At 47.7% G+C, this 13,266-nt stretch carries 13 protein-coding genes; 10 read left to right on the top strand and 3 right to left on the bottom strand.

Features of this window, described 5'->3' with window-relative positions; translation table 11 throughout:
* Positions 1 to 57: 57 nt before the first annotated feature.
* Complete coding sequence (cysK, locus tag KXJ70_RS01540; protein ID WP_219041699.1) at positions 58 to 1,020, bottom strand: cysteine synthase A; 963 nt, start codon at positions 1,018 to 1,020, stop codon at positions 58 to 60.
* Positions 1,021 to 1,230: 210 nt separating this feature from the next.
* Between cysK and KXJ70_RS01535 the strand changes: the two genes are divergently transcribed.
* Both KXJ70_RS01535 and KXJ70_RS01530 read left to right on the top strand, forming a co-directional pair.
* Entirely contained in the window at positions 1,231 to 2,079 is an 849-nt protein-coding gene (locus tag KXJ70_RS01535) for an AAA family ATPase (RefSeq protein WP_219041698.1), read from the top strand.
* Between the two features lies 1 nt (position 2,080).
* Positions 2,081 to 3,256, top strand: a complete 1,176-nt coding sequence (locus KXJ70_RS01530; protein WP_219041697.1) for a vWA domain-containing protein — start codon at positions 2,081 to 2,083, stop codon at positions 3,254 to 3,256.
* 22 nt (positions 3,257 to 3,278) lie between these two features.
* Here KXJ70_RS01530 and KXJ70_RS01525 read toward each other — a convergent pair whose 3' ends face one another.
* Positions 3,279 to 4,046: a TrmH family RNA methyltransferase gene (locus KXJ70_RS01525; protein WP_219041696.1), complete on the bottom strand. Its 768-nt coding sequence runs from the start codon at positions 4,044 to 4,046 to the stop codon at positions 3,279 to 3,281.
* A 12-nt stretch (positions 4,047 to 4,058) separates the two neighbouring features.
* A complete protein-coding gene (locus KXJ70_RS01520) occupies positions 4,059 to 4,973 on the bottom strand; it encodes an IclR family transcriptional regulator (protein WP_219041695.1) in 915 nt (304 codons plus the stop codon).
* A 417-nt stretch (positions 4,974 to 5,390) separates the two neighbouring features.
* Between KXJ70_RS01520 and KXJ70_RS01515 the strand changes: the two genes are divergently transcribed.
* From KXJ70_RS01515 to KXJ70_RS01480, 8 genes are all read left to right on the top strand, one after another.
* Positions 5,391 to 6,695, top strand: a complete 1,305-nt coding sequence (locus KXJ70_RS01515; RefSeq protein WP_255558158.1) for an ammonium transporter — start codon at positions 5,391 to 5,393, stop codon at positions 6,693 to 6,695.
* A gap of 619 nt (positions 6,696 to 7,314) precedes the next feature.
* Positions 7,315 to 7,602, top strand: coding sequence for a Flp family type IVb pilin (locus KXJ70_RS01510; RefSeq protein WP_219041694.1), 288 nt, complete (start codon positions 7,315 to 7,317; stop codon positions 7,600 to 7,602).
* A gap of 127 nt (positions 7,603 to 7,729) precedes the next feature.
* Complete coding sequence (locus KXJ70_RS01505) at positions 7,730 to 9,316, top strand: pilus assembly protein TadG-related protein (protein ID WP_219041693.1); 1,587 nt, start codon at positions 7,730 to 7,732, stop codon at positions 9,314 to 9,316.
* A 2-nt stretch (positions 9,317 to 9,318) separates the two neighbouring features.
* Positions 9,319 to 10,098 carry a hypothetical protein gene (locus KXJ70_RS01500; RefSeq protein ID WP_219041692.1) on the top strand — a complete coding sequence of 260 codons (780 nt, stop codon included), beginning with the start codon at positions 9,319 to 9,321 and terminating at the stop codon, positions 10,096 to 10,098.
* A 133-nt stretch (positions 10,099 to 10,231) separates the two neighbouring features.
* On the top strand, positions 10,232 to 10,819 hold the full coding sequence (locus KXJ70_RS01495) for a hypothetical protein (protein ID WP_219041691.1): 588 nt from the start codon (positions 10,232 to 10,234) through the stop codon (positions 10,817 to 10,819).
* A 1-nt stretch (position 10,820) separates the two neighbouring features.
* Positions 10,821 to 11,015 (top strand): hypothetical protein, encoded by a 195-nt coding sequence (locus tag KXJ70_RS01490; RefSeq protein ID WP_219041690.1) that lies wholly within the window; start codon positions 10,821 to 10,823, stop codon positions 11,013 to 11,015.
* A 9-nt stretch (positions 11,016 to 11,024) separates the two neighbouring features.
* The gene (gene cpaB, locus KXJ70_RS01485) at positions 11,025 to 11,951 is read left to right on the top strand and encodes a Flp pilus assembly protein CpaB (protein WP_219041689.1); all 927 of its coding nucleotides are present in this window, start codon (positions 11,025 to 11,027) and stop codon (positions 11,949 to 11,951) included.
* Entirely contained in the window at positions 11,926 to 13,266 is a 1,341-nt protein-coding gene (locus tag KXJ70_RS01480) for a secretin GspD/PilQ domain-containing protein (protein ID WP_219041688.1), read from the top strand. The genes cpaB and KXJ70_RS01480 overlap by 26 nt, the downstream gene beginning before the upstream one ends.

Below are 13,266 nucleotides of genomic sequence, written 5' to 3'. Positions count from 1 at the left end.
ACATAGTAGGGTAAAGGTGTCGAGTGATAGGTTTTTTTACCCATCACTCGGCGCTGACTAGCCTTCGATTTCGGTGAAGGCTCCGTCAAACAGGGCAGAGCTTAAATACCGTTCAGCTGAGTCTGGCAAAATCGCGACGATTGTTTTGCCGGCATTTTCTGCTTGTGATGCTAGGCGCTGCGCTACCGCCATGGCCGCCCCGCTGGAAATTCCGGCCAGAATACCTTCTTCTTTCATCAAGCGGTGCGCCCACTGCATGGCTTCCTCATCAGTCACCGCCTCGACTATATCGACCATACTTAAATCAAGATTGTCCGGGATAAACCCAGCGCCAATACCTTGAATTTTGTGAGGTGCATGGCTGGGCTCGCTGCCATTGAGCGCGCTGCGTATGAGAGTCGATGACGCCGGCTCAACAGCGACGGTGGTGATTGCCTTGCCGCAGGTATTTTTGATGTATCGTGATATACCGGATAGGGTGCCGCCGGTGCCAACACCGCTCACCAGAATATCGATGCTACCATTGGTGTCCTGCCAAATTTCTGGGCCGGTAGTGCGTTCGTGAATCGCGGGGTTCGCGGGGTTGCTAAACTGCTGTGGCATGAAATACTTCGCGGGATCGCTGGCAACCACCTCCTCGGCAGCGGCAATAGCGCCTTTCATACCTTTACTACCTTCACTCAGAATAAGCTTGGCACCCAGTGCGAGTAGTACTTTTCGGCGCTCCATACTCATGCTGTTTGGCATAGTTAGTGTAATCGGATAACCCCGTGCAGCCGCTACAAACGCGAGGGCAATACCCGTATTACCGCTGGTAGGTTCGACGATTTCCATTCCCGCCTTAAGTAGCCCGTCCTTTTCAGCCTGCCAAATCATATTGGCACCGATTCTGCACTTGACGCTGTTGGCTGGGTTGCGACTCTCCATTTTCACAAAAATAGTGTGCTGGCTGATTCTGTTTATTTTGATCAGTGGGGTGTTGCCAATACTGAGGCTTAGATCATTGAATGGGGCGGACATATCGATCTCCATTGCTGTTGATTTCTAGAAAATAAGCCCAATAAAGGGTGAATAGGGCGATATTTATCGAATTTATGTATAAAGCACTTACTATAGCTGGCCTGATTTGTAATTGCCTTATAAAGCCAGCTTGGGTAGTCTGCTGCGCAATCATTTTAAACTTCGCCTCGTTATAAGCAAACAGTGCGATATTTTCACCAGGAAAAAGCAATGAAATTTACCGGTACCGATTCTTATGTTTCAACCGATGACCTGAGTATGGCTGTGAACGCTGCCGTGACATTACAGCGTCCATTACTGATTAAAGGCGAGCCGGGCACGGGTAAAACGTTGCTTGCTGAGCAGGTCGCAGCCTCGCTGGGTAAGCCCTTAATTCAGTGGCATATCAAGTCAACCACAAAGGCGCAACAAGGTCTGTATGAGTACGATGCGGTATCGCGTTTGCGCGACTCGCAGCTCGGCAATGAAAAGGTTAACGATATTGCCAACTACATTAAACGCGGCAAGTTATGGGAAGCCTTTGCAGCGGATGAGCAGGTGGTTTTGCTGATTGATGAAATTGATAAGGCTGACATCGAATTTCCCAACGATTTACTCGTTGAATTGGATCGTATGGAATTCTTTGTCTACGAAACGGGCGAAACCGTTAAAGCGAAAAAGCGTCCGATTATCATCATTACCAGTAACAATGAAAAAGAGCTTCCGGACGCGTTCCTGCGCCGCTGCTTCTTCCATTTCATCACCTTCCCTGATCGCGATACCATGCAGAAAATCATCGCGGTTCACTATCCTGATATTTCCAAGCAGCTGGTTGCAGAGGCCATGGAGATGTTCTTTGAAATTCGTCAAATTCCGGGCTTGAAGAAAAAGCCCTCTACCTCTGAATTAATAGATTGGCTGAAGTTGTTGATGGCCGATGAGATTCCCGATGAAATATTAAAGAATCGTGATACCAGTAAAGCGATTCCACCTTTATATGGCGCCTTGTTGAAGAACGAACAAGATGTGCACTTACTAGAGCGATTGGCCTTTATGCACCGTCGCGAGAGTCGCGGCTAATATGTTAGTTCAATTTTTCCTCGGACTCAGAAACGCCGGCATTCCGGTCACTATCCGTGAGCTGCTAGATTTGATTTCAGGGCTTGAGGCGCGTTTGGCTTTTGTTGACGTCGACGAGTTTTATCAGCTTGCGCGTATTTGTATGGTCAAGGATGAAAAATACTACGATCGCTTTGACAAGGCCTTTGCCAGTTACTTCTCGGAGCTGAGTACGCTTGATGACATTATCGAGGCGATGATTCCAGATGACTGGCTTCGTAAAGAGTTTCTCATGCAGCTCAGCGAAGAAGAGAAAGCGAAGATTGAGTCCTTGGGTGGCTTAGACAAGCTCATTGAAGAATTTAAGAAGCGTCTTGACGAACAGAAGGGCCGCCACGCGGGTGGTAATAAATGGATTGGCACCGGTGGTACCTCGCCCTACGGTCACAGTGGATATAACCCTGAAGGCATTCGAATCGGTGGCGAAAGTACCAATAAGAAAGCGGTGAAGGTATGGGAGCGCCGAGACTTTAAAAACCTGGACGACAACGTCGAGCTGGGCACCAGAAATATTAAAGTTGCGCTGCGCCGTTTGCGAAAGTTTGCCCGTACCGGCGCGGCAGACGAGCTAGATATTAACGACACCATTTCTTCAACGGCAAAAAATGGCGGCATGCTAGATTTAAAAATGGTGCCCGAGCGTCACAATGCCGTAAAAGTGCTGCTGTTTTTTGATATCGGCGGATCAATGGATCCTCATATCAAAGTATGCGAAGAATTATTCTCTGCTGCGCGGACTGAATTCAAGCATATGCAATATTATTACTTCCACAACTATATCTATGAGTCCGTGTGGGACAATAATATTCGCCGGCATTCAGAGCGTATCCAACTGCTCGATATTCTGCACAAATACAGCTCTGACTATAAAGTCATTTTTGTTGGCGACGCGTCTATGTCGCCCTACGAAATTGTTCAGCCCGGTGGCAGTGTTGAGCACTGGAATGAAGAGTCTGGCGAAGTGTGGATGCAACGTTTACGTGAAACCTATGAAAAGGTTGCTTGGTTAAATCCCGTCCCCCCACAGGACTGGAACTGGACGCAGTCTATTAAATTGGTTGAACAGCAGATGGAGGGGAATATGTTCCCCATGACCTTGGGTGGTCTTGAAAAGGCCATGGCCTACCTGGCCAAATAGCAGCGTTCTTCACCGCAGTGCATTAACGCCCTAAAAAGGCGATTAATGCGGCGGTTACTGCCACATTCAGTGATTCGACACCGTTGTGCATTGGTATTTTGAGCATGGTGTCGCACAACCTTTCAATGTCGTTGCTCACACCGTCCGTTTCATTGCCTAAAATATAAATCTGGCTAGTGCTTACAGGGTTTTCAAAAACCGAATGTTTTGCGTGGGATGACAGACCGCAAATCTGCGCGCCATCAGCTTGCATGCGTGCTAACTCTTTCGCTAGATTCTCACAGTAAAACAAAGGCGCCCTAAACAGCGTGCCGGCGCTGGCTTTGATCACCAAGGCGGTCAATGGTGCGCCACCGCGCCTCGGTAGAATGATACCGTCAATGCCACTTGCCGCCACCGAGCGAATGATCATGCCCATGTTTTGCGGGTTGGTAATGCGATCTAAGGCAATGTAGCGTTGCTTGCCGCTACTCAGCATGTCTTTGCTAATAACGGTGCTCGGCTGGTAGCCGCTGAGTTGCAAATCTGCGGCGACGCCTTGATCCTGTTTGCCGTTTTTAGAAATTCTGGATAGCGCTTTTCGATCATGAAATTCAATATTAATATTGCGTTGCTGCGCGATTTTTTTGATATCGCGAATAATCCCGTCGTCTTTATTGCTGTCGGCAAGGTGTAATTTATAAATTTGCATCGCCGAGTCTTGTAGCGCTTCTAAAACAGGTTTGCGGCCGTAAATGGTGAGAAGCTGGTCAAAAAAAGCTTTGCGCTGTTGGTACTCGGGATTGCTCATGATATAGCGAACCTAAAAAGAAGAGGGCGGCTGGGTATCGAGACCCGATGCTGAGTGGGCCGCGAGCGTGACATTCTTTGCGGCACGTTGCAGTTGGGTGGCAATCTCAGCGATTTGCTTGCCACTCAGTGAGCCGTCAATGCTACCGGTAGAGAAAACTAGTTCGGGCTCGCTGCCTCGGCCAAATACAGGCACGGCGATATTGCACACCGGATACATCCGATCGGGCTCAATGCGGTTTAAGTGATACTCCTCACTACACAGCGCTTCGCGGTAAAGCTCGGTCGACTGCGCTTGTTGTTCCAAGCTCCAATTTAAGCGACCGTTGCTTAGGGCAACCTCGAGATCTTGCTCGGCTTGGGTTTTCAAGGTGACTTCGTAGCCGCGGGCGCGTATTCCAATAACCGCAATTCTCAGACGCTGATCGAGCTTGTCGTCAAATTCGCTTGGCTGCGCCTTTTGTAGCCATGCTTCGAGTGCTTTTGCCGGTGACCAAGCAATAAACGTCGCACCGAGCGGCCCAGTATTTGGTAAGCGAAGCCCCAGCTGAAAAGGGAAGTCCAGGGGCTTTGGAATGCCGTAGTTTGCCAATAGCACCAGGTGTTTCGCGCTACGGCCAATTACGCCGCAACCTATGCCAAGCTCGCTGGTTAGTTTCTCTAGCTCGGGGCGGGCGTATTCAAGAGCGGGAAATTGCGCAAACGCGGCATTGCCGGCCGCGACAATGGATGGACCTAATCGATACTGCTTATGCCGCTCGTCTTGGATCAGAAACCCGTACGTTGTCATGGTGCTTAAAATCGCATGACACGTCGCTTTATTGAGATTGAGGGTTCTAGTCAACTCAGTAAGACCAAAGGCCTTGTGCGGATGAGCCATTAAGAGGTCAAGAATTGCGAGTGCCCGCGCAGTGGGTTTGGAAAACAATTGCCGCTCCAGCGTATACGCATGAAAAAGAGTCGCCATTTCAGGCCAAAGCATAGTAATCGAAAACGAGCCGCTATTCTTTTATTTGGGCAAGATTATTTACCCTGCCGTACCTTATTTGCTTTTAGCGCTGCAATTTGGTGCGAATGCACCCCATGTGGGCATGATAATTGCTTTGTGTTTGTGCGTTTTTTTATTGCACCCAGAGGTAACGCCGTTAACGCACAAAACTGATGCAGTTCGAATGGCGTGAATACGTTATTACATCCATAAAAAGACATCGCACCTCGTTATTTTGCGAATCTTTAGGCCCCTAATCTAAAGTTTCGTCACTAGAAGTTGTGCATTTTTATGGCGCATACAATCACATTTTGACCTAATTTGGTGCGCTTTGAAATTATTGGGAGAGGATTTTTGATGTTAACCATTAAAATAAGGCCGTTGTTGCGTTGTGTGGCAGCCTTAATATTGCTGGCCGCCCCACAATGGGGATTTTCTGAGGAAATTAACGGTGCAAATACCGCTTGGATATTAACGTCGACCGCCCTAGTGTTATTCATGACACTCCCCGGTCTCGCCTTGTTTTATGGCGGATTAGTACGAAGCAAAAACGTACTCAGCGTGTTAATGCAGTGTTTCAGCATAACCTGTTTAGCCTCGCTACTCTGGGTGGCGGTAGGCTACAGCATGGCCTTCTCGGAAGGTTCGGCATTTGTCGGCGGCCTAAGTAAGGCATTTTTGGCCGGCGTTGGCGAATCTAGCCTAAGCGGAGACATTCCAGAAACTGTCTTTATTATGTTTCAAATGACCTTTGCCATTATTACGCCAGCACTTATTGTTGGTGGCTTTGCCGAGCGAATTCGTTTTTCTGCCGTAATGCTCTTTTCGGCACTATGGCTGCTTGCGGTATACGCACCAGTGACACACTGGGTTTGGGGCGGCGGTTGGTTGTCACAGATGGGCTTGCTAGATTTTGCCGGTGGTACAGTGGTTCATATCACCGCTGGTGTAGCGGCATTAGTGGCGGCAATCGTCTTGGGTAAGCGCCAGGGTTTCGGACAAATGGCATTACCTCCCCATAATCTGACGATGACCTTTATTGGCGCCGGTATGCTTTGGGTTGGCTGGTTTGGCTTCAACGCGGGCAGCGCATTAGGTGCCAATGGTGATGCCGGTATGGCAATGCTAGTAACTCACCTATCAGCGGCCGCTGGCTGTCTTACTTGGTCGTTTATCGAGTGGATTCGCTATGGCAAGCCAAGCGCCTTGGGCGCGGTAACGGGTATGGTTGCAGGTTTGGGTACCATTACACCGGCCTCTGGCTATGTTGGGCCAGCGGGCGCCATGGTGATCGGTTTAAGCGCAGGTATCGTGTGTTTCTACAGCACATTGTGGCTTAAGCAAGTGATCAAAATAGATGACTCCTTAGATGTATTCCCAGTGCACGGTGTTGGCGGCATTTTAGGTACATTTTTGGCTGGCATTTTCGCGAGTAGCGAACTCGGTATATTCAGCGGGCAAGGCCTGGCTGAAGGTGTCACCATTGCGTCGCAGCTCAAAGTTCAATTAATCGGTATTGGTGCAACTTTGGCCTATACAGCCGTAGTAAGCTGGATACTCTTCTTTGTAATCGACAAATTAATCGGCTTGCGCGTAACCGCCGACGAAGAGGCGCAAGGCCTGGATATTACCTGTCACAACGAGGTTGGTTACGATTTGTAAATTGAATGACCACGTAACATTTTTTGGAATGTTACGTGGTTAAATTTTTTAAAAGTAAAAAATGTCGCGCCTCACGCTTTACGTGTTAGTTACTTGAAGAGTGGGGCGCGATGATGAATAAAGACATTCGGAAACACTGCATTCAAAGGTGCCCTGACTCCACAGGAGTTGGATCGACTGGCCCTGTGTTGCGCTCAAAGTCGGCGTCGACATTCGGTCTTTCTAACCCTGCTATTTTAGGCGGGTCTCTAGACTTACAAAGTTAGCGCTATCAATTCGACTTGCGACGTAAAACTCGGTGTCCGTTGGTAAGTGAAAGCCTTCATAACGAATATTTCTGCTTATCGTTTCGGGGGCGGTAAAGGTAATACAATACTTCGTGTACCTGCTTCCAATCTCATCTAATTGCTCAGAAATTAACTATAGGACAGCGAGCGTTCATGTGAAGCATACCGCCTGGAACTGTTGAAGTTATAAGGGCTTGTATAGTGTTCGGTGGTATATGAATTCTATTGTTATCAATTTAATTGAAGAATTTTCTTGATTTATAAGCATTCTCCATTTAGCGTAAGAAATGAATCTGCAAGGAAGCGGAATCAGTACGTGCTAAGGAGAGCTTATGAACCCCATTCGTGTTAATCCAACGTTTAAATCCCGCTGTCAGCAACTCGGTCAAGGAATGACTGAATACATCATTGTGGTTGCCCTCATTGCGGTGGCCGCCATCGGCGTCTTCCGATTGTTTGGTGATACTCTGCGTGAGCAAATGGGCGGCCTTGCCCAGGAGATGTCGGGGCAGAGCGGGACAGATCAAATCAGCAAAGCCCAAGATGCAGCGGACTCTGCAGTTGATCAGGCAAATACAAAGAAAGATCTCTCCAACTACTCATCTGGAAACCAGAAGTAAGCCATTAATCTTTCCAGTCCAATAGATTCTCTTCAGATTTTTTATTGGCCTGGAAATCGTTTATCTAGATTCGTAAATTGACGAATTCTAGGGACGAGCGATTGCGATTGGACGAAAGAGGCTCTTTATGGTGCGGAAAAACCGTGGAAGCGTGCTGCCCTACGTGGTTGCAGTGTTGGTTATTGTCGCATTCGCGGCGCAGTATGTATTCAATGCGTTTAAAGTGACTAATGAAGCGACGAGAATGCAGAACGCGGCAGATGCCGCTGCCTACAGTGTCGCTACGGTTTTTGCCCAGAGTAATAATTTTGTTGCCCTTTCCAATCGGTCTCTTGTGGCTAACCAGGTTACTATGGCGCAGGTTGTGACCATGGTGTCGTGGACGAGAATGACCTCTACGATGGCTAGTACGGTAAATGATATTGGCCAGTATATTCCCTATGTCTCGGCGGTAACTAACTACATCAACCAAATTGCGCAAAACGCTAAGGGAGTAGTGGAATCCATTGCGCCAGCCATAACAAGGACAGTCGCTGCATATATAAGAAGCATCTCCAATATTCAAAAAATAGCGGTGCCGCTGGTTTCAGTTATTGCCCAGGACATCATGTCGGAGGTGGTTGAAAGCAATGATGGTGATATTGATTATTCCTTTGCGGCTGTCTCGCTGTTAAATGACACCGCCGTACATCTATCGGCTTTGTATGGTCAGAACGACTGCAGAGGTGAAGCCAATAAAGTTCGGGATGGTGGTAGGGCCAATAAGGAAACCGTTTCAAGGTGCCGCCAATTCAGAAATGTCACTATGGCGTCACGGGACGAATTCTCTTCAAACAGGACTTACCGATTTACCTTTCCCGGTATGCCGGAAAAAATTATTTTGCCAGGCACTCCCGCGGTCGCAGTCAGCGGCGTACCTTTGTATTCAACGCTGACAATAGAGCGATCCGGGTCTACGGTCATGGGGGGAGATACTCCCGACGTGCAAAACAGCACCCCGTTTACAACCTGGTCTGCAATAGATGCCATCTCCATTCATGCCGAAACTCGCTACCTCGATTGGAAGGGCAGTGTTAAATCTACCGGTCATAAGGAGAGAGTTAAGTTGGGTGTTGGTCACGCCTATGTCGGCAACGAATGCAGTAAATGCCACCACGTGATACATGAAGGGAAGTCATATTGGAATAAAAATCCCAGAGGGTCTGCCTGCACTGACCCTGATATCGAGAGAGGCTATGGCGGTGGGAGTAAATCGCAGAATAGCGGTGCATTCAAGCTAATGGACGTAACGGCTCTGAATTGCTACGAATTAAGTAATGAATTTGACTCGGACGTCTCTCAAGGTACCGAGCAGGGTGTTGGGTTGACACCCTTTTTCAACTTAAAAAAAGAAGGGTATGTGAACGAGACGGACCACGTTTTTATCTACCTCAGGAAGGAGCGTGGAAAACTTAAAACCTACCGAAAAATTCTTGCCACATCAGATAATTTAAGTTTAGAGCGCGAAAAAGGCGCGCAAAACGATGCCCTGCACGGCGCTTCTGCGGCAGCGATATATTTCAAGCGCAGCAACGACAAATGGATTCGCGCCGAATCGAAGCGTAGTGATGGCAGAGTGGAATATGGTAACGCCTACAATCCATTCTGGGAGGCCCGATTGGATAAAATAGATATCGGCGAATCTGTCTCTCTAAATGCCTTGCAGGAACTGTGAACATGGCGAGCGGAGAACGAGGGCAGGCATTGCTGGAAATATTGGTGGCTGCCACTTTTGTATTGGTGCCAGTGCTATTTCTGATTGTGTACCTGGGGAAGGTGGGCGATTTGCAGCACCGGGCACATGAAGCGGCCAGGTATGTGGCGTGGGAGAGCATTAGTACCACTAAAAGTCCCTCAGAAATTAGTAACGAAATAAACAAGCGATTTCTGTACGGTCTTCACAAGGACGTTGACAGTGAGAAAGACCTCAAATCAACAAATCTTGATAAGGATCGAGTGGATCCGCTCTATCTCTATTCAGAAGCCGGAAAATATGAAACTGCGCTGGTGGAATCGGATAGCTCCTTCTCATCTACATCACACCGTAATAGTGATCCTGATTCTGAAATTCATCAATGGCGGCAGGCGGCATTGGATAACGGCATTGTCGGGTTCAATCTGGAGTCGGATGGAATGCATTCGGTAGAGGTGAATATACCATTCATAAACACAAGCCGTCTTAGCCTTGAGGATCCGATCGAAACGTATTCTAAAAATGCTATTTATGCACAAGCTTGGAGAAAAGTTACTGACAGCCGTTTAAAAGAAGCCATTGAAAATAGTGTTTTTGGAGAAAAAGCTTTCGACAATGCCGTTTTTGACAGCATGCCAAATTTCGCTGAATTGATTGGCTTTGAGGAATGGGGTGGATTCAAACCCGGATATGTCGAGGGCGATGTGGTGCCCTGTAGTCGGGTGCTGAGGGGCGGGAATGATCGCGAATTGGCCTGCTTTTAATGTGATGAGAAGCGTATCTCAATCTCGGGGTATAGCGATAATTATCTGTATCTTGGCGCCATGTCATAGCTGGGCCTGGCCAGATACATTGCCGGTGCCCAGCGGGGTGTCTGTCAGTGTTGTGGGAGAAAAAATGCAGGTGAATGGTATACCGGTAAGGGCATACGAATATTTCTGGCGCAGTGGTGAACAACCACTCTTGGATTTCTATTCTGAACTTTGGCGGCGCGGAGCGGATGATGAACAACCGCCTTTTATACTGATGGAGCTCGGAGACTGGGATGTACTTTCCCATATTGAAGATGGATACAACTTTACCGTTCAGTACCATGAAGAGGGTATCAAGGGAATTCGAGTTCTTTTGGGCATCTCGTCATTACCGAAAATGCTCGATAAGAATCGGCAGGGACATGCCGTCAATAAAGTTAAATTACTCTCAGGTATGAGTATTTTGTCAGTTGTGGAATCCGTCGATGCGGGAAGGCGGTCCGAAACATACTGGATTGATTCCAGCAATTCGATCGAAAAAACAGCTCAAATATTAGAGAAGCATTATTCGGAAGAGGGCTTTCTTGTGAGTAGAAAAAATATCAAGCGGGCTGAGAGCGGTATGATTTTTTTATCATACGTGAGCGCTGAAGATAAAAGTCAGCAATTGGAATTTGCGATTAGTGATTCGGATGGGTCAACGAGAATTGTGGGTGTATGGCAGGAAAAATAAAATGTACTCAGAAATGAAAGAGCAGCGAGGGCAGGCTTTGCCCGAATACATTGTAGGTACATTGGTCGTAGTGGCGGTCTTATTTACGCCGATAGAGGTTTTTGGGGGCCGAGCAATCATTGGTGTGCTGGTCGAGTCTTTTCAAAAAAACTACAAGGGTTATGAGTATGTTGTTTCTCAGCCCGTCGACGAGTGACGTCTGTCTATGTCCATTGCGAAATATCGATACCCTATTGCACTGATACTGGCGCTCTGTTGTGCGGTTGCCGCGTTCTTCCTTACCAGATATTACTTTGAGGTAAGGGAAAAAGGGCTGCGGGAGAAAATCAGGTCTGAGGCGAGGCTGGTGGATGTGGTGGTGGCGAAAATAGATTTGCCCGTCGGGGCAAGGGTCGACCTGGACACTATGATGATTAAAAGCATACCGAGTGAATATGTTCCCGATGGCGTCATCTATCCGACGTCCTATCCGGACGTGGAGGAAAAATATTTATCGGCGCCGATGTCAAAGGGAAAGCCCCTGCTGCGATATATGGTTGAAGGGGTTTCTAGAATTGATAAATTTTCAGACTTGCTCGCCTTTGGCGAGAGAGCCGTTACGTTGGAAGTGGATGGTGTTAGCAGTATTGCACATATGCTTGAGGCAGGGGACTACATAGATCTTGGCGTCATAAAAAATAAAGGCGCGGCATTCGAGCTGATATTGGATCGTGTTCGGGTTCTCTCTACGGGTAATTTTTCTGTGGCCGATCCAAAAGTTCGGGGCATGTATAAAAATGCGCAATATTCCACCGTCACATTGGGTGTCGCAGGTGAGTACGTACAGTCGATTTACGAAGCTCAAATAAAGTATCAATTGGTTTTCCTTTTGAGAAACGACAAAGATGTTAAATCCGCTACTTACAATATATCGCCAACTGGCTCGGGGGCAGTTACTGTGTACGCTGGTACTTCAGCGGAAGGGGTTATAAATACTTACCAGGATTTTGTTCTGGTCACCAGTACAGAAAGAGAACCCGGCGCGGCGGTAAGAAACGCCAAGGGCAGATTGGTCAAGGTGTTGAGCGGGGATCAGTTGGTAGATCAAGCTCGTCAGGAGTCAGGGAATGACTTGGCAGAAATGCATGAGTAAGGAGAGGGTGTTGCAATTTTTTATAAAGATTCCCGCGATTTTCGGATTATGCCTTTTGCTATTTCCGGCTCTGGGCTATGCAGATTATCCCAGTAATATGCCTATAGAAGTAGGTGAAGTGAGAACACTCCAGATCAACGGCTTAACTCATGTGGCTATTGGAGACCCCAGTAAAGTAGGGTACAAAACACTGGAGAATGGCGAGTTGATGATAGTTGGGTTGGAGCCTGGTGAGTCCAGCATGCAAATCTGGCGTAATGGCGGACGGAAGCTTCTCTATAAAATTAATGTTCAAAATCGCTACGTGTCAGAGAGCGTGCGCATGGCGAGAGCCCTGACAGCTAAAATCTCAGGACTGAAGGTTTATTCTATGGATAGCCGACTGGTTGTAGAGGGCAAGATTAATAAAAATAACATGGCCAGCATTGAAGCAGTAAGAGCACTAACGCCGGATGCTATTTTTATACTCGAAGAACGTCCCTTTAAAAGAAATCCGATTATTCGTGTTGATGCGGTATTGGTTGAGATCAATGATAATGACGTCCAAAAGCTGGGGATCGAATGGGATACGGCAACATCGGGTCCGATATACGGTTTTCACAAAGATATAACGCCAGGTAGATTCAGGATATTTCAGGAAGATCCCGATGGAACAAATGAAGGTATTATTAACGCCATTCCGTTTGGTGATAGTAGTTTCTTCCAGTATTTCGGTATTACTTCCCATCTTGCCTCTACCCTTAATTTTCTTCAAAGTTCCGGGCAGGCGAGAATACTCAGCGCGCCGAAGCTCACTGCGGTCAGCGGTGAATCGGCATCGTTCCACATAGGCGGGCAATTCCCCATTCCCGTCATCAATGCGCTGGGAGCGACAACAGTCGAACGTCAGGACTATGGGGTGATATTGCAAGTATCGCCTACTATTGATGACGGTATTATCAATATGGAGGTTACCGTTGACCTCAGTGACATAGATCCATCTGTGACCGTTAACGGTGTTCCCGGTACCAGAAACAGAAAGACCCAAACAGTTGTTCAGCTTGAAGCCAATCAAACCGTAGCAATTTCGGGACTGTTTGCAACAGCAGACTCTGAAGCGACATCGGGTATCCCCGGTCTGAGTAAAATTCCTATTTTAAAATATCTTTTTGGCGTCGAGGACAAGGACTCGGATAACAAGCAGGTGGTGGTGTTGTTAACGCCAAAACTTATCAGCCCAGGCGATGAAACCGACCGGGCGTTAAGCTCGTTTGCTACCGAAATGCTTAGGGAAAACCAGGCCCATATCACCGTTGACGCTGCATTAATGGAATAG

Origin of the sequence: Zhongshania aquimaris, from assembly GCF_019312595.1 — a bacterium.
GTDB lineage: Bacteria > Pseudomonadota > Gammaproteobacteria > Pseudomonadales > Spongiibacteraceae > Spongiibacter > Spongiibacter aquimaris.
This window is presented reverse-complemented; position numbering and strand designations above follow the sequence as displayed.